General features: G+C 69.4%; 15 protein-coding genes. 13 read left to right on the plus strand and 2 right to left on the minus strand.

Features of this window, described 5'->3' with window-relative positions:
- The first annotated feature begins 37 nt into the window (after window positions 1–37).
- Window positions 38–1,096, plus strand: a complete 1,059-nt coding sequence (locus AC1PLR_RS02610) for a glycoside hydrolase family 43 protein (RefSeq protein ID WP_481103518.1) — start codon at window positions 38–40, stop codon at window positions 1,094–1,096.
- Window positions 1,097–1,496: 400 nt separating this feature from the next.
- On the opposite strand, the gene AC1PLR_RS02615 is transcribed toward AC1PLR_RS02610, so the two are convergent.
- Window positions 1,497–2,600 carry a dipeptide epimerase gene (locus AC1PLR_RS02615; RefSeq protein ID WP_481102562.1) on the minus strand — a complete coding sequence of 368 codons (1,104 nt, stop codon included), beginning with the start codon at window positions 2,598–2,600 and terminating at the stop codon, window positions 1,497–1,499.
- Complete coding sequence (locus AC1PLR_RS02620) at window positions 2,597–3,991, minus strand: SH3 domain-containing protein (RefSeq protein ID WP_481102563.1); 1,395 nt, start codon at window positions 3,989–3,991, stop codon at window positions 2,597–2,599. The genes AC1PLR_RS02615 and AC1PLR_RS02620 overlap by 4 nt, the downstream gene beginning before the upstream one ends.
- Window positions 3,992–4,333: 342 nt before the next feature.
- Between AC1PLR_RS02620 and AC1PLR_RS02625 the strand changes: the two genes are divergently transcribed.
- The 12 genes from AC1PLR_RS02625 to AC1PLR_RS02680 all read left to right on the plus strand — a co-directional run bounded on the left by AC1PLR_RS02625 (window position 4,334) and on the right by AC1PLR_RS02680 (window position 17,665).
- Window positions 4,334–7,126: a TonB-dependent receptor plug domain-containing protein gene (locus AC1PLR_RS02625; protein WP_481102564.1), complete on the plus strand. Its 2,793-nt coding sequence runs from the start codon at window positions 4,334–4,336 to the stop codon at window positions 7,124–7,126.
- Window positions 7,127–7,213: 87 nt separating this feature from the next.
- Window positions 7,214–8,014, plus strand: a complete 801-nt coding sequence (locus AC1PLR_RS02630) for an N-acetylmuramoyl-L-alanine amidase (protein ID WP_481102565.1) — start codon at window positions 7,214–7,216, stop codon at window positions 8,012–8,014.
- A gap of 113 nt (window positions 8,015–8,127) precedes the next feature.
- Window positions 8,128–9,048 (plus strand): hypothetical protein, encoded by a 921-nt coding sequence (locus AC1PLR_RS02635; protein WP_481102566.1) that lies wholly within the window; start codon window positions 8,128–8,130, stop codon window positions 9,046–9,048.
- Between the two features lie 384 nt (window positions 9,049–9,432).
- A complete protein-coding gene (locus AC1PLR_RS02640) occupies window positions 9,433–10,218 on the plus strand; it encodes a hypothetical protein (RefSeq protein WP_481102567.1) in 786 nt (261 codons plus the stop codon).
- A gap of 156 nt (window positions 10,219–10,374) precedes the next feature.
- A complete protein-coding gene (locus AC1PLR_RS02645) occupies window positions 10,375–12,285 on the plus strand; it encodes an XVIPCD domain-containing protein (protein ID WP_481102568.1) in 1,911 nt (636 codons plus the stop codon).
- A gap of 222 nt (window positions 12,286–12,507) precedes the next feature.
- Window positions 12,508–13,059 (plus strand): lysozyme inhibitor LprI family protein, encoded by a 552-nt coding sequence (locus AC1PLR_RS02650; protein ID WP_481102569.1) that lies wholly within the window; start codon window positions 12,508–12,510, stop codon window positions 13,057–13,059.
- Between the two features lie 75 nt (window positions 13,060–13,134).
- Complete coding sequence (locus AC1PLR_RS02655) at window positions 13,135–14,499, plus strand: VgrG-related protein (RefSeq protein WP_481102570.1); 1,365 nt, start codon at window positions 13,135–13,137, stop codon at window positions 14,497–14,499.
- A gap of 123 nt (window positions 14,500–14,622) precedes the next feature.
- Window positions 14,623–15,384: a M15 family metallopeptidase gene (locus tag AC1PLR_RS02660; RefSeq protein WP_481102571.1), complete on the plus strand. Its 762-nt coding sequence runs from the start codon at window positions 14,623–14,625 to the stop codon at window positions 15,382–15,384.
- A 29-nt stretch (window positions 15,385–15,413) separates the two neighbouring features.
- On the plus strand, window positions 15,414–15,611 hold the full coding sequence (locus AC1PLR_RS02665) for a CPXCG motif-containing cysteine-rich protein (protein WP_481102572.1): 198 nt from the start codon (window positions 15,414–15,416) through the stop codon (window positions 15,609–15,611).
- 79 nt (window positions 15,612–15,690) lie between these two features.
- Complete coding sequence (locus tag AC1PLR_RS02670; protein WP_209032273.1) at window positions 15,691–16,080, plus strand: hypothetical protein; 390 nt, start codon at window positions 15,691–15,693, stop codon at window positions 16,078–16,080.
- A gap of 236 nt (window positions 16,081–16,316) precedes the next feature.
- On the plus strand, window positions 16,317–16,706 hold the full coding sequence (locus AC1PLR_RS02675; RefSeq protein ID WP_010340159.1) for an EF-hand domain-containing protein: 390 nt from the start codon (window positions 16,317–16,319) through the stop codon (window positions 16,704–16,706).
- Between the two features lie 200 nt (window positions 16,707–16,906).
- The gene (locus tag AC1PLR_RS02680) at window positions 16,907–17,665 is read left to right on the plus strand and encodes an HAD family hydrolase (protein ID WP_481102573.1); all 759 of its coding nucleotides are present in this window, start codon (window positions 16,907–16,909) and stop codon (window positions 17,663–17,665) included.
- Window positions 17,666–17,667: the final 2 nt, after the last annotated feature.

The raw sequence follows: 17,667 nt of genomic DNA on the forward strand, positions 1-17,667 counted from the left end.
GGTGGCGCTTTTGTTCTTCTACAGGATCGACAAACGCATGGAACGTCGCATCGAACACGACCTGCAGGCACGTCGGCACGACAGCGACGCGCGCGACCTCAGCGACCTCGGCCACCTCGCGGCGCATGCCATCGCGCAACCGCTGGTGACCCACATCTACACGGCCGATCCATCGGCACACGTGTTCGAGGGGCGCCTGTACATCTATCCATCGCACGACATCGACAGCGGCGCGCCGTTCGATGACGAGGGCGGCCACTTCGGCATGGAGGACTACCACGTGCTGCGCATGGACACGCCCGACGGCGCGGCCACCGATTGCGGCGTGGCCCTGCATGTGCGCGACGTGCCGTGGGCCAGCCGGCAGATGTGGGCGCCGGACGCGGCCCATCGCGACGGCCGCTATTACCTGTATTTCCCGGCCAAGGACGCGCAGGATCTGTTCCGCATCGGCGTGGCGGTGGCCGACCGTCCGGAAGGCCCGTTCGCCGCCGCGCCCGAGCCGATCGCCGGCACCTACTCGATCGACCCGGCGGTGTTCGAGGACGACGACGGCGCGCACTTCCTGTGCTTCGGCGGTATCTGGGGCGGGCAGCTGCAGAAATATCGCGACGACCGCTTCGATGCGGCGCACGCCGAGCCTGTCGGCGACGAACCGGCGCTGGGCCCGCGGATTGCCAGGCTGGACTCCGGCATGACACAGCTGGCGGAGCCCACACGCGAAATCGTCATCCTCGACGAATACGGCCAGCCGCTGCGCGCCGACGACCACGCGCGCCGCTTCTTCGAGGGACCGTGGCTGCACAAGGACCAGGGCCGCTACTACCTATCCTACTCCACCGGCAACACGCATCTGCTGTGCTACGCCATCGGCGACAACCCGTATGGGCCGTTCACCTATCGCGGCGTGCTGCTCAAGCCGGTGGTGGGCTGGACCACGCACCACTCCATCTGCAGGTTTGAAGGCCGGTGGTACCTGTTCTATCACGATGCCCTGTTGTCCGGCGGCGTGACCCACCTGCGCTCGGTCAAGTGCACGCCGCTGCACATCGAACCGGATGGCAGCATTCGCACTGTCGATCCGTATGATGGTTGAAAGGCCGTCGCCCAGTGATCCCCTGTGGGAGTCGGCTGCCATGCAGCCGCGGCGCGCGAAGTGCTCGCTTTCCGATGGCGCAATGCGTCGGGACTGAAGTCCCTCCCACAGTGCACCCGGCAGGCTCGCCGTAAGCCCCTGTGGGAGCGACTTCGGTCGCGACGAGTGAAGTCATCCAATGACCGATTGCGACAGCAGTCGGGACTGAAGTCCCTCCCACAGTGCACCTGGCAGGCTCGCCGTAGGCCCCTGTGGGAGCGACTTCAGTCGCGACGAGTGAAGCCATCCAATGACCGATTGCGACAGCAGTCGGGGCCGAAGGTCCTCCCACAATTGCTATAGCCAGCTAGCCAGCTAGCCAGCTAGCCAGCTAGCCACAAACCATCCAGGCGCAGCGCCGCTACACCGATCGCGGCAACAGATCCAACCCCTGGATCTCGCGAATCCCCAGCCCCGCCGCCTCGCCGATGCGGATCTGCGCCTCGTCGAACTGCACCCCGCCCACCACCGGATCGAACGCCCCCAGCGACGGGCCGTCCAGGTCCACCTTGGTGATGACGTCCGCGCGCGCCACCGCCAGGTGCGCCGCCGCGGCCACGCCGATGCTCGATTCGAGCATGCAGCCGATCATGCACGGCACCCCGTACACCGCGGCGATGTCGGCGATGCGCAGCGCATTGGACAGGCCGCCGGCCTTGATCAGCTTGATGTTGACGATGTCCGCCGCGCGCCGCTGCAGCAGCGCGATCGCCTGCGCCGGCGAGAACACGCTCTCGTCGGCCATCACCGGGGTCTGCACGCGTTCGGTCACGTACTGCAGGCCGTCCACGTCGCCGGCCTTGACCGGCTGCTCAAGCAGTTCCAGCGTCACCCCGGCGCGCTCCAGCGCGTGCATGGCCTGCACCGCCTGCTTCGGCGTCCAGCCCTGGTTGGCGTCCAGCCGCAGCTGCGCGCGGCCGGCGACCGCGGCGTGGATCGCCTTGACCCGTGCGATGTCCTCGGCCAGATCGGTGCCGATCTTGATCTTCAGCGCCACGAAGCCGCGCGCCAGCGCCGACAGCGCGTCGGCCACCATCGTGTCCACGGCATTCACGCTGATGGTGAGGTCGGTGGTCAGGTGCGGGGTGCCACCGCCGAGCAACTGGTACAGCGGCGCATCATGCAGCTGCGCCCACAGGTCGTGCACGGCGACCTCCAGCGCCGCCTTGGCGCTGCTGTTGTGTTCCAGCGCGCCCTGGATCAGGCCGCGCAGGCGCTGCAGGTCGGCGATGTCCTCGCCGATCAGGCGCGGTGCCAGGCAGCGCTCGATCGCCGCGATGATCGATCCATGAGTGTCGCCGGTGATCGGCGGGGTCGCCGGTGCGCTGCCATGGCCGATCCGACCGTCGTCGGTGTGGACCATGACCACCACGTCCTCGATCGCCTGCACGGTGCGCAGCGCGGTCTTGAACGGGGTCTTCAGCGGCACGCGCAGCATGCCCAGGCGGATCTCGGTGATCTTCATTCGGCGGTCGGCGCGCGCAGGCGCTGGATGCGGGTGATGCGGTCGATGAAGGGCGTGCCGTCGCCGAGCAGCAGCGGTTCCAGCGGCGTCACCGACACGCCGTTGAGGCGCACGCGCTGCAACCGGCCGGCAGCGTCGCGGTAGCTGGCGCCGGCCACGTCGTGGATCACCCAGGTCTGGCCATCCTCGTGGCCGATCACCAGCATCACGTGGCCGGGGATGTAGACCAGATCGCCGACGCGCAGTTGCGCCAATGCCTGCCGCCGCTGCGGCAGCGGGTCGCTGGCGGTGTAGGGCACCGCTGTCAGTGCGGGACTGCGCGCCTGATCGCCGGTGTTGCGCGGCAACTCGATGCCGAGGCTGCGATGCAGGTCGACGACGAAGCCGCTGCAGTCGCGCGCGTCGTAACTGTTGCCCCAGCCATAGCGCTCGCCGAGGAATTTGAACGCCTGCTGCAGCAGCATCTGCGGCGTGGCCGGCAGCGGCGCCTCGGCGACGTCGGCGCTGCGCGGCACCAGCGCGGGCGCCAGTTGCAGCCGCCCGTCGCGGTCGCGCAAAGGCAACTGCACCACGTAGGCGGCCAGCGGCGACTGGCCGTTGACACTGTTCTGTGGCGGCCAGTCGCGCAACAGCGGCAGTGTGCTGCCCATGTCCAGTGCCACCTGCGAGGCCGCCGGCAGTTCCGGGGTGAACACGGTGGCCGCGCGTGCGCCGGTGACCAGCAGCCGTGGCGTGCGTTGCGCGTAAGCGAGCACGCTGGCGCGGTCGCCCTCGGCGAGGTGGTCGCGGGCGATCCACGCGGCGTAATTGTTCGCCAGCACGAACAGCCACTGGCCATCGGCACTGGCGTGCAGGATCGCCACCGCGCTGCCCGGATACAGCGCCGATTCCTGGAAGCGGTCGATGTCGCGATCGTCGCGGTCGCTGAACACGCGCTCGGCGGTGGGGAAGCGCCGCAGGTCGGCGCGTTGCACCACCAGCGCGTAACGCGGCTGCACCTGCGCCGGCAGCGCCTCCAGCGCCAACGCGTGCTGCAGCGCCTGCAGGCGCGCGGCGTCGAGCACGGCGCCGTGGGTGTCGTAGAGCGTGCGCGTCGGCGGCGCCGACAGCGCCAGGATCTGCGCGCGCACCTGCGCGGCGGGCAGTTGCGTCGGCAGCGCGGCCAGGTCGTGCATCGACGTATCGTCGCGCAGCAGCCGGGCGTTGAACTTGGCGCGCTGCGTCGCCTGCAGTAGTGGCGGCGACGCCGCCGGCAGCCGTGCGATCCAGTGTTCGGCCTGCAACTGCGCCGGCTGTGCCTGCAGCGGCATGGCGTCGGTGGCGCGTGCTGGTGCGATGCCGCCGCTCGCCGCCACGGCGAGCAACAGGCACAGGCCGCGCATCGTGATCATGGCATCCCGCTGTCTGGAAAGAAGGCCGGCGCATGCGGCGCGCCGACGCCAGGATCTTCGATTCCCGGTTTTTTTCTGTCAAGGCGCTGCGTTGACAGGTTTTGCGAGCGCGTGTTACACCCGATTGCACAGGGGAAGCGTGGCGATGGCGCTGGGGAACGTGCAGGCAGCGCACGGCAGCGCCGCGTCCGCTCGGCAAGATGCAGGACCCGCAACACGATGGCCGCGTGCCGTGCACGCGCCATCGCCGTGTGCGTGGACGCCAGGGACAGGCGCTCGTCGGTGGCCGCGCCCGCGGCGTTCGCGCCATCCACCCGCGCTATGCAGGAGAGCCGCGTGCCCATGCGAATCGTTCGTCGTCCTTTTCCCTTGCGGCCCGTGCGCGTGGCGCTGGCCGCGCTGACGACGCTGGCCGCGGCCTCGCCAGCGGCGGCCGCGGCGCAGGAACAGGCAGCGACGCCGCGCGATCTCGATGCGGTACTGGTCACCGGCTCGCGCATCGCCCGCGCGCAGGTGGAAGGCCCGGCACCGGTCACCGTCATCACCGCCGAGGACATCCGCAAGCAGGGCTTCGCCACGGTGTGGGAATCGCTGGGCACGCTGACCCAGTTCAGCGGCAGCACCTTCAACGAGAGCGACCAGACCGGCAGTTCGCCCAACGGCCAGTATCTCAACCTGCGCGGGCTGGGGCCGGGCTATCAACTGATCCTGCTCAACGGCAAGCGCATGGCCGACTACCCGCAGCCCTACGGCGCCAACGGCACCGCGGTCAGCCTCGGCAGCATTCCGGCGGCGGCGGTGGAGCGCATCGAGGTGATGAGCGGCGGCGCCTCGGCCATCTACGGCTCCGATGCGGTGGCCGGCGTGGTCAACATCATCACCAAGCGCGATTTCCAGGGCGACAGCCTGCGCGTGCGCGCCGGCACCACCACCCGTGGCGGCGGCGATACCGGGCAACTGCAGTGGAGCGGCGGGCGCCGCGGCGACGGCTGGAGTGTCACCTACGCCTTCGAACGGCTGGACCGCGAACCCATCGTCGCCCGCCAGCGCGACTTCATGGATTCCTACGACGACCATCCGGCCAACAAGGCCGATCCCAGTTCGCCCAACGTGTCCATCTCCGGCGTGTACCTGCGCCGCGGCACCACCTATCTGTGGCCGCAGGCGGGCGCGCTGTCGACCTCGCCGCAGGCGCTGGCCGCGGCCTGCGCCGCGACCAATCCGGCGTTCCGTCCTTACCGCACCAGCGACAGCCTGGCCGCGCCCAACCGCTGCGGCGCGTTCGACTACTACGCCGGGCGCTCGGTGCAGAACGGCTATGGCAAGACCTCGGCCTACCTGGCCGGCGATGCCGAGCTCGGCCACGATGTGGTCGCCTATGCGCAACTGCTGGCCAACCGCTCGCAGGACAAGAGCTCCAGCCAGACCCACTACTACATCGGCGAAGGCGCGTTCACCGCCTACGATCCGGACCTGGGACTGGTCACCGCGCAGCGCATCTTCCTGCCGGACGAGGTCGGCGGGATCAAGACCATCGACTACGACGAGCGCAGCTGGAACCTCAACGCCGGCGTGCGCGGCAAGGCGCTCGGCGGGCGCTTCGACTGGGATGCCAGCGTGTCGCTGTCGCGCTACGACATCACTACGCGGCGCCCGCGCTTCCTCACCAATGCGGTGCGCGATTACTACTTCGGGCCGGTGCTGGGCTATCGGCCGGACGGCACCGAAATCCGCCGCGTGCGCCCGGACCGGCTGTTCGCGCCCGGCAGCCCGGCGCTGTACCAGCAGCTCACCACCGAGGTGGTCAGCCGCGGCGAATCGGCCACCGACCAGGCCCAGTTCGTGGTCAGCGGCGACCTGTTCGAACTGCCGGCGGGCATGGTGCAGATCGCCACCGTGCTGGAAGCGGCGCGGCAGACCTACGACCTGCAGCCCGATCCGCGCACCACCGTCGACTACACCGGCAGCGAGCGCATCTACAACCTCACCCAGACCCCGGGCGGCGGCCCGCGCAAGCGCTACGCCGCCGGCCTGGAGCTGCGCGTGCCGATCGCCAGCCGGCTCAGCGCCACCCTGGCCGCGCGCTACGACGCCTACGACGACATCACCGCCGTCGATGGCGCAGCCACCTGGCAGGCCGGCCTGGAGTGGCGTCCGTTCGACACCCTGCTGCTGCGCGGCAGCCACGCCACCAGCTTCCGCGCGCCGGACCTGCTGTGGATCTACGCCGGCACCAGCGCCAACAACCCCACCGTGGTCGACGAATACCTGTGCCGCCGCGACGGTCTGGATCCGTTGTCGGCGGCCTGTGCGAGCGCGCACGAGTACCAGACCTTCTCCACCCAGGCCTCCAATCCGCTGCTGCGCGAGGAGACCGGCAAGTCGACCACGCTCGGCGCGGTGTGGGACGCGCTGCCGGCGCTGTCGCTGAGCGTCGATTACTACCGCATCGAACTCAAGGGCCGGGTCGAGGCCATTTCCAGCGAAACCCTGCTGGAGAACAACGCCAACTGCCTGCTCGGCCGCGACCGCACCGGCGCCGCGGTGGACACCGCCTCGGCGGCCTGCCGCTTCTACCTGGACGCGGTCACGCGCAGCCCCGGCACCGACCTGACCAGCGAAGGCCAGATCACCGCGTTCAAGACCTTCCCCATCAACCAGTCGCTGATGCGCACCGACGGCATCGACGCCAGCCTGCGCTACGACCTCGACCTCGGGGCCTGGGGCACGCTCGGCCTGCAGGGCGGGCTGACCCGGGTGCTGCGGATGGAGGTGGCGCAGTTCGCCGGCGCGCGCCCGGTGGACGTGATGAACGACGTCGACTACCTGGCATTCCGCACGCGCAGCAACTGGCGTGCGAACTGGAGCCGCGGCGACTGGTCGGCCAGCGTGTACGGCTACCGCTACGGCTCGCGCCCCGACTACGCCGAACGCGGCCGCGTGGCGCCCTATCTGGTGTGGAATCTCGACCTCGCCAAGCAGATCACCGACAAGGCCACCGTCGGCCTGAGCGTGCTCAACGTGTTCGACGCGCTGCACCCGCGCGACGACACTTACACCACCTGGCCGTACTTCCCGCGGGTGTACAGCGCGATCGGCCGGCAGTGGTCCATCAACTTCAACTACCGCTTCTGAGCGCGCGGCGGTGAGCGCCGACGTGCGCCTGCACGCCGCCGCCGCACCGATTGCGTACGCTTGTGCGTCCCCGACCAGGATGTGCCCATGACCCGCGTTCCCGTGCCGTCCCCATCCGCCGTGCGCCGGCTGCTGCTGCTGGGCACGCTGGCCTTGCTCGGGGCCTGCGCGCACGCGCCGCAGCGCAATCCGCTGGCCACCTGGGTGCCGTCGCCGAACTACGACACGCGCCGGCCCATCCTGATCGTCATTCACTACACCGACCAGCACTCGGTGCAGCAGAGCCTGGACACGCTGCGCTCGCACAACAGCAAGGGCAAGGTCAGCGCGCACTACCTGATCGGCCGCGACGGCACACGCTACCAACTGGTCGCCGACCAGGACCGCGCCTGGCACGGCGGCGCCGGACGCTGGGGCACCATCACCGACATCAACTCCGCCTCGATCGGCATCGAACTGGACAACGACGGCAAGACCCCGTTCGCGCAGGAACAGATCGCCAGCCTGCTGATGCTGCTCGAGGACCTGTGCACGCGCCTGCGCATCCCGCGCACCCAGGTGGTCGGACACGAGGACTTCGCGCCGTCGCGCAAGGTCGACCCGGGTCCGCTGTTCCCGTGGAAGCGACTGGCCGAGGCCGGCTTCGGCCGTTGGCCGGCCGCCGACACGCCGCCGGCGCCGCCCGGCTTCGATCCGTGGCAGGCGCTGGCGCTGATCGGCTATCCGGTCGACGACCGCGCCGCGACCCTGCGTGCCTTCCACCACCACTACCGCGGCAACGACGCCACCGACTTCGACGCCGAAGACCTGCGCATCCTGTACGCGCTGACCCAGCCGCTGCTGGCGCGGCCGCAGCCGGTCCCGGCGATGGAGCCGGACGCGCCCTGAGCCGGCGCGCTGCGGCGCCAGCGTCGGTCTTGGCGGCATGCACGCCTGTCACTTGGCGCCGCCGCGGTTCTTGGTAGCATCGCGCGCCAACGGACTCCAAAGGACGCAGTGCGATGAGGCGAGGAACCACGGCCCTGTGGGCGGCCACCTTCCTGCTGTTGGGCGGGTGCAAGGACAAGGCGGCCGATGCGCCGGCGGCGCAGACCCCGGCGACGGCGAGCGCCCCCGCAGCGCCTGCCGACACGAACGCGGCGGCACAGCCGGTCGCCGCCGAGGTGCCGGCGCCGGGCCAGGTGCTGGCCGACATCTACGGCGCCAAGGGCGATGGCTCGGCGTCCTATGCCATCGACAACGGCGCGGTGGCCAGCTTCTGGTACGGCTATCGCTTCGACCTCGGCGGCAAGCAGTACTACACCGGGTTCGCCAACGCCACCGGCGGCAAGTACGCCAAGCCCGGCGACCAGGGCGGCGACCAGGACATGCCCGATCCGGCCGCCACCGTCAGCATCAGCCAGGCCACCTACGTGCTCGACAGCGCCGGCGGCACGCCGACCTGGACCCTGTTCCACGCGCAGCGCTGGGCCGGCGACTTCGGCTCCGACGGCAAGGCCGACACCCTGGACGAACAGCGCAAGCCGCAGAGCACCCCCACCCAGGACGGCCACCTGCTGCTGGCGCTGCCGACCACCCGCTTTGCCGACGGCATCACCAGCGCCGGCTTCGCGATCTTCACCTTCGACCCGAACAAGAACGACCTGGGCGACTACAAGGGCTGGGTGTACCTGGGCACGGTCGCCGCCGGCGAGGACAACAGCGCCGCCTGCGACGACCAGGGCACCATGAAGTGCGCCACCAGCACCGGTACGCTGAGCTTCGTGCCGCCGGCCAGCGGCAAGGTGCCGTCGCTGCGGATCGCCCTGCAGGGCACGGCGGTGGAAGGGCCGGGCAAGGTCCGCACGCTGGGCCCGGCCGACGCCGTCACCTACACCTACGACCCCGCCAAGCAGCAGTACACCCCGCCGCTGGACCGCTGAACGGACGGCGCGGGACGTGTGCGCGGCGCGCGCGGCGGCGGTGGTTTCGGGCGAGGGACCTGGTTTAAGATGCGCCCCACGGGGCCTGATGATCAGGCGAGTCATTCGCGAGCGGCATGGGATGCTGCACTCGCCCGAAAATGCCGGTGTGGATTGCCGGCGTGCGGTTCGCCATGCGCGACCGCCATCACCGCCCCTGCTCGGGGCCGCAGTGCACGTCACCGTCGTTCCGTCCGAACTCGCGCCTGCCGGCAGCATCGTCCGTGCCGGGGCGTCGCGTCCGTGCCATGCGCGTCTGCGCCATGGCGCACGCGGCAGCAGGGCGTGGCGGGCGGTGCGGGTGGGCTCCCTCGGCTTCTTCACCGAATACAGGATGTTCTGGACATGTCGAACGACAACAAGCGCGCCGCCGCTGCCGAAGTGCCACCCGATGCGGGCAGCGTGCTGTACCTGATCTACGGCTGGGACGGCGATGGCGCCGTGTCCTACGAGATCGACAACGGTGCCGTGGTGAATTTCTGGGGCGGCCAGCATGTCGAGCTGGACGGCAAGCAGTACTACACCGGTTTCAGCTACGCCACGCCGGGCCACTACGGCATCGACGATGCGGAAACCTTCCCGAACCCGGGCGAGGGCGTCTCGCTCGGCGCCGCCACCTTCCTGCTGACCACGCCAGGCGGCGAGCGGCCTTGGATGGTGCTGCACGCGCAGCGCTACATCGGCAGCTTCGGTGCCTACGCGCGCGCCGATGCGTTCGATACCAGCCGCGCACCGCAGCAGCATGCGCTGGACGACGGCCGGTTGCTGCTGGCCATGCCGACCACCCGCTTCGGCAACGGCATCACCGAGGCCGGCTTCGCGCTGTTCGTGTTCGATCCGAACCGGCACGACCTCGGCGATTACCGCAGCTGGGTCTATTGCGGCACGGTCGCGGCCGGTGAGGACAACGAGGCGGCCAGCGATCCGGATGGCGTGGTGCCGCACGTGTCCAGCACCGGCACCCTGGAATTCCAGGCGCTGCCCGGCCAGCCCATGCCGGCGCTGCGGGTGGCGCTGCACGGCACCGCCATCGCCGGTCCCGGCCGTGCACGCCTGCTCGATGGCAGCGACGTGCTGCAGTACGCCTACGATCCGGACAGCGGCCAGTACCGGCCCACGCCCGACGCATGACCCCGGCGGCGCGCGGCGGCGCGCCGCTGGACGCAGCACCCGATGTTCCGCAGTACGCAATCGTTCTGTTGACCGCGCACTAACAAGCTCATGGACGAGCTCGGTTGACCCAGGCGGCCGCGATGGCCGTACCTCAACCTCAAGGAGTTACACGAGATGGCACGCGATACCACCAAGGCAGAGAATCTCGACATCATCGAGCGGGAAGCCAGGCAGCGGCAGATTCCGGTCGACGACTTCATGCGTTTCGCCTACATCGAAACCGGCGGCCGCTTCGACGAGCAGGCCAGTCGCGGTCCCAACAGCGCCAAGGGCCTGTTCCAGTTCACGCCCGGCGCCGCCAGCGCCTACGGCATCCGTGGCCGCGAACTCGATGCGGTGGCCAACACCGATGCCGCCGCGCGCATGTACCAGGACAACCGCAACAGCCTGACCCGTCAGCATGAGCGCGACGGCCGCCCCTACCTGTCCGGCAACGCGCAGCCCGACGGCCTGGACATGTACATGGCGCACCAGCAGGGCGCCGGCGGCTACCGCTCGATCCAGGCCGCCATCGCCACCGGCCATTTCGAGTTGAAGGGCACCCGCGCCAACATCCTCAACAACGTGCCCGGCGAAAAGGACGCGCAGGGCGCGCGCCAGTTCCAGGCCTACACCGGCACCTCGCTGGCCGACTTCAAGAAGCTGTCCGACCAGGACATGGCCAAGGCCTTCGTGAAGTACTGGGACGCCAAGTACGACCACATCGCGATCCCGGAAAAGGGCATCAAGCCGCTCGCCGAGGGCCAGGCCGCGCCGGCGGCCGCGCGCACGCCGGCACCGGCCGGCGGCAAGCAGGGCGGCCACGACGGCATCGCGCTGACCGCCGCCTACGAGCTGGGCGTCAAGCACGACGACGTCAAGTACGCGATCAACGTCAAGAGCAGCAAGTACTACCACCCCGGCGTGGACGGCAAGCATCTGGCGCAGGGCTACATCGACTGTTCCGGCTGGGTGACCGAGCTGCAGAACGCGACGATGAACGAGATCAACCGTAAGGCCGGCCGCGACGTGTTCACCCAGAAGGACATGCTGGTGCAGGGCATGACCGGCTCCGGCGAGATCGTCAAGAAGGCCTACGACAGCTCCGGCGTGCTGCTGGAGGGCAAGGACGTGTTCAAGCCCGGCGCGCTGAAGGAAGGCATGGTCATCGGCGTGGATTCGGGCAAGACCGCGCACGAGCACTGGAAGGGCATCGACCACATCATGATGGTCGTGCGCGATCCCAAGAGCGGCGAACTGCTGGTCAGCCAGTCCACCGGCAGCAAGGGCGTCAACACCATGCCGCTGGACGACTACCTGGCCACGCACCACAACGCCAAGCTGTTCGCCTCCGATCCGCTGGCCAAGGGCCGCGACCTGCTGCAGGACCGCCAGCAGACCCAGGCGCAGACGCAGGGCGCGCAGGAACCGCGCACGGCGCTGAAACCGGGCGAGCAGGGCGCCGACGTCAAGGCGATGCAGCAGCGCCTGATCGAACTGGGCGTCAAGGACGACCAGGGCAAGCTGCTCAGCGGCACCGGCTACTACGGCGATCGCACCAAGGAAGTGGTCGCCAACCTGCAACGCGAGAAGGGCCTGGCGGCGACCGGCATCGCCGACAAGGCCACCCTGGAGGCGATCGCCAAGCAGCCGGCGCAGGCCAAGTCCGACGCGGCGACGCTGGCCGACAACCCGCTGTACAGGCAGGCCATGGAGCACCTGCAGAAGCAGGGTCCCAACGGCGGCTTCAAGAGCGCCGAAGAGATGCAGCGTGCCGCCGGCCAGGTGGCGTTCGAGGCCAAGGTGAGTGGCATGCAACGCATCGACGACCTGGTGCCCAGCGGCGATCGCCGTGGCCTGATCGCCGTGCAGCGCAACCCCGACAATCCGCACGACGTCAATCGCGCCTACGTGGACAGGCAGCAGGCCGCGGCGGTGCCGCTGGAGCGCAGCCAGCAGCAGTTGGCCGCCGAAACCCAGCGGCAGGCGCAGGAGCAGGCGCAGCAGCCCGACCCGCAGCGCGAAAAGACCCAGTCGCCGCGCTGACCGGCCTCGCGGCAACGGCCGCCGTCGCGCGCTGCGCGGCGGTGGTCGTGCGTGGAGATGTCGATCGCTGCGCAAGACCGCCCCGCATGCGCCGGCGCGACATTGCCCAACGCTGGCCAAACACGATCACCTGCCATCGCGGCGTGCGATGGACAGGGTGCACGACGATCGATTAGAACCTCGCCTTCCCGCTCGCGCAAACGACAAGGACGCATTCCGACCATGGCCATCGCCAAGGCGTTCCAACGCTCTTCCCTGCTGCTGTTGTGCGTGGCCGCCGCCGCGTGCAGTGCGCCGTCTTCCACGCCCAGCCAGACCCAGGCGCCGGCCGCTCCGGCGGCGGACGCTGCGGCCGCCGCGTCCCCTGTCGCCGCGCACGATGCCGGTACCCAGGCCGACGCGAGCGCGGCCACGCCGTCTGCACCGGCTGCGCCACCCAACCCTTCCACCGCTTCAGGAGATTCCCCCGTGCTGCGACCGTCCTACGACACCTGCATCACCGCCGCTGGCGGCGCGACCCCGGCGATGCTGGACTGCATTTCCGACGAACACGCCTACCAGGACCAGCGCCTCAACACTGCCTACAAGGCGGCGATGGGCAAGCTGGGCGAGGCCGAGCAGCATGCGCTGCGCGAGCGGCAGCGCAAGTGGATCGCCGAGCGCGACGAGAAGTGCGTCGCCGATCCGGACGGCGGCCAGGCCGAGCGCGTGGATGCGGCCGAATGCCGCCTGGAAATGACTGCACGCCGCGCCGACGAACTCGAAGCGCACTGATTTCACCCTCTCCCTCTGCATTGAACCCCGACGCGCGGCGCCTTCCACGCCGCGCGTCCTGCCAAGGAGAACGCGATGAGCGACAAGGATTGGGAACTGGGCCAGACCTCCAAGCACTACGAGACCGGCGGCCGCGGCGCGTCGACCGTGTCCTCCGGCGTCGACGACCCGGGCGGCGTGTCCTACGGCTCGTACCAGATGACCTCGCAGACGACGACCCGTGAGGGCAAGGTCATCAACGGCGGCACCGTCGCTGCCTTCGTCAAGGACAGCAAGTACGGCGACGACTTCGCCGGCCTCAAGCCGGGTTCGGACGCCTTCAGCGCCAAGTGGAAGGAACTGGCCAAGACCGACCCCAGCTTCGGCCAGGAACAGCACGACTACATCAAGCGCACCCACTTCGACAAACTGGTCGACCGGCTCAAGGACAAGGGCATGGACCTGTCCGACCGCGGTCCGGCGGTGCAGGATGCCATGTGGAGCACCGCGGTCCAGTACGGCCCCGGCAGCGACAAGAAGCCGGGCGGATCCGGCGTGTTCCTGCGCGCGATGGAAGAGAAGTTCGGCAAGCAGGCGGATCTGTCCAAGATTTCCGACAAGGAGATCGTCAGCGCGGTGCAGGACTACAAGGCCGAGCACGTCAAGGAGCTGTTTCCGCGCGTGCACAAGCAGAAGACCCTGGACTCGCTGCAGAACCGCGCCGAGAACGAAAAGGCCGACCTGCTCAAGCTGGCCGACCTCGGCAAGACCGTGGCCAAGCCCGGAGAGCAGCGCGACGGGCACGCGGCGCCGAAGCCGCACGAGGGCCATCGCGAGCCGGCCGCGCACAACGGCGTGCTGGCGCGCAATGCGCACGGCGAGGCGGTGAAGGGCCTGCAGGAGAAACTGGCCACGCTCGGCTACCTGGAGGCCAAGGATGCGATCGGCACCTACGGGCCGAAGACCGAAGCGGCGGTGGAGAAGTTCCAGCAGGACCAGCACCTGAAGGGCGTGGACGGCAAGGCCGGCCCGGAGACGCTGGCCGCGATCGAGCGTAGCGTGCAGCGGCAGCAGGGCGTGGAGCAGATGCGGCGCGACAGTCCGCTGTTCGATCAAGCGGTCGCGCAGCTGGAAAAGCAGGGGCGCAACGGTGGCTACGGCGACCGCGAGTCCATGCAGCGGGCGGCCGGGCAGCTGGCGTTCGAGGCCAAGGTCAGCGGCATGTCGCGCATCGACGACCTGGTCGCCAGCACCGATGGCCGCGGCATGATCGCGGTGCAGCGCAATCCGGAGAACGCGCACGACGTGCATCGCGCCTATGTCGACCGCCAGCAGGCGGCGACCGTGCCGCTGGAGCAGAGCCAGCAGCAGCTGGCGGCCGAAACCCAGCGCCAGGCGCAGGAGCGGCAGGTGCAGGACCAGCAGCGTACCCAGACCCAGGCGCAGACGCCCGGGCGCTGAGTCGCGCTGCGCAGGGCGGTCATCGGCACGCGCCGCTGGCCGCCATGCATTGCGCAGTTCGCATCGCGCGTATTGCAGGCGCGCGGCAGGACAGCGGCTGCGGCCATGGCCTATGCTGCGCACATGTCGCATGACCGCCGCTCCCGCCACCACCGTTCCTCGCGCACCTGGGCCCGGCCTGGCGCACTGCGCGCAGTGGGCCTGGCGCTCGCGCTCGTCGTCGCGCCTGCCGCGCTCGCCGCCGAGCCCACCACTTCGCCGGCGACCACGCCGGAGCAGGCGGGACTTGTAGACGTGCATACGCTCGCGCCGCATATCGCAATGGACATCCGCTACGCCGGCCACGACAACTTCACCGGTCGCCCGGTGCCCGGCTACGACGCACCAAAGTGCTATCTGCTGGCGCCGGTGGCCCAGGCCCTGGCACAGGTGCAACGCGACCTGCAGGCCAAGGGTTACCGCCTGCAGGTGTTCGATTGCTACCGGCCGCATCGCTCGGTCCGCGCCTTCGTCGCCTGGGCGCGCGATCCGCAGGACCAGGTGGCCAAGGCGCGCTACTACCCCAAGCTCGACAAGGGCGTGCTGCTCGGCGACTACATCGCCGAACACTCCGGCCACAGCCGCGGCGCCACCGTCGACCTGGGCCTGCTGGACTGCCGCCACGGCGCCTGCCGCGCGCTGGACATGGGCACCGGCTTCGATTTCTTCGATCCCAGCGCGCACACCGAGACGCCGACCATCGACGCCACCCAACGCGCGCATCGTCAGCAATTGCTGAAAGCGATGGCCGCGCGCGGCTTCGTCAACTATCCGATGGAATGGTGGCACTACACCTTCCAGCCCGAGCCCAGCCCCGGCGTCGCCTTCGACGTGCCGGTGCGCTAGCGTCTCGTCCCGATCGCCACGGACCACCCATGACCGGCACGCACCAGTTCGTCGACCTGCAATGCCCTTACTGCGGCGAATGGATAGACGTCGCCCTGGATCCGTCGGTGGACGTGCAGCAATACGTGGAGGACTGCCAGGTGTGCTGCAAGCCGATGCTGATGACGGTGCGCTGGGACGAGGACGGCACGCCGGTGGTGAGCGCGATCGCCGAAAACGCCAGTTGATCCGCGCGCCGGCGCGGCGCGCCGCACGCCGATGCGCGACAGCCTCTAGACTTGCGTCCCTGCCGACCGAGGACACCCGATGAACCTGCCGCTGCACTTCGGCCTGCTGGGCTCCCTGGAAGCCGGGCTGATCGCCTTGGCGGTCGGCTTCCTGGTGTATGCGCTGTGGCAGTGGCTGGGCCGGCGGCTGGGCTGGTCCGAGGGCCAGCAACTCGGCGGCGCCTGCCTGATCGCGGTGGCGGTGTCGGCCGGCATCGACTGCTGGAACCTGTTCTACACCAGCATCGTGCGCCTGGAGTCGCCGCTGTACGCGCGCATCGCCCTGGCCAGCATCCACGATCCGGACGAACTGGGTTCGCGGGTGGTGCTGGAGGTCGCTGGCGCGCTGTCCGGCGTGGCCCTGGCGTGGATCGTGTTCAGGGCGCGTTCAAGCGAAAACGCTGGCGACGGTGGTCACGAAACACGCTGAAACAGACGTTTTCTTTCTGCAATCCAAACGTCTCGAATGGACGCCTTACTGCTTGCTGACGGAATCCTAACCTGTGCGGTAGCGCGCCGCAGGAGCGCCGTGGTTAACGATCCGTTTTGCGGCGATTTTCGACAGGGAATGGATTCAGTCTGAGGTGGGCACGGTAGGGCCGTGTTCCGGAATCGACCGGACATGCCACACCGAGAGCCAAACCGAACGTCAAGGAGAATCCACCCATGAACATCCGCACCCGCACCCCGCTGATCGGTACCGCCGCCATTCTCGCCGCCGCGCTGGCCCTGCCGGCCTTCGCCCAGGATGCGCAGGCCGACGCCGCCGCGCAGGCGCAGACGCAGTCGTCCACCAGCGCCACCGGCCAGAGTGGACAGGCCGGTGCGGCCTCGGGCGGCGCCCAGACCTGGGCCGACGTGGACGCCGACAAGGACGGCGCGATCAGCAAGCAGGAGGCGCAGGTCAACGCCGGCCTCAGCCAGATCTTCGCCCAGGCCGACGCCGACCATAACGGCAAGCTGACCCCGGACGAATACAAGGCCTACGTCGCCAAGCAGCAGGGCGGTGCGGCCACCGGCGGCAGCACCGGCAGCGACAGCAACGGCGGCCAGTAACGGGAGCGGGACCGGCGCGGCGGTGGCGCGGCGATGAGGACGCGCACCGCCCGCCGGCACCGAATCGATCAAGACTGACGCGCCAGTGGCGCGCAATGCGATCCACACGACGGCGGCCCTCGGGCCGCCGTCGTGCGTTTGTACGGGATGTGGCACCGCATGTCCTACGGCCGTCTGTGCCGCGCTGCTATGCTTGGCCGATGCCCACGCCCACCGCTCTGCGCTCCTCTCCCATCGCCTTGGTCGGTTTCGACGGCGACGACACCCTGTGGAAGAGCGAGGACTATTACCGCGACGCCGAGGCCGCGTTCGAAGCCATCCTCGGCCAGTACCTGGACCTGCACGACACCGCCACCCTGCAGCATCTGCTGACGGTGGAGCGCCGCAATCTCAAGGTCTTCGGGTATGGCGTGAAGGGCATGACCCTGTCGATGATCGAGGCGGCGATCGAGCTGACCGAGGCGCGCATTTCCGCGCACGACCTCGGGCGCATCGTCGAGATCGGCCGCAGCACGCTGCAGCATCCGGTGGAGGTGATCGCCGGCGTACGCGAAGCGGTGGCCGCGATCGCGGCCGAGTTCGAGATCGTGCTGATCACCAAGGGCGACCTGTTCCACCAGGAAGCCAAGATCGCGCAGTCCGGCCTGGGCGACCTGTTCTCGCGCATCGAGGTGGTGTCGGAGAAGGATCCGCAGACCTACGCCAGGGTGCTGTCCGAATTCGGCATCGGCGCCGAGCGCTTCGTGATGATCGGCAACTCGCTGCGCTCGGACGTGGAGCCGGTGATCGCGCTAGGCGGCTGGGGCATCCATACGCCGTACACCACCACCTGGGCGCACGAGGCCGAGCACGGGCTGTCGGCCGACGAGCCGCGCCTGCGCGAAGTGGCCGCGGCCGCGGACTGGCCGCAGGCGGTGGCGGATCTCAACCGGCATGCGGCGAGCCTGCAGCAGGGCTGAGT

The sequence above is a fragment of the Xanthomonas sp. NCPPB 3570 genome (assembly GCF_056725115.1).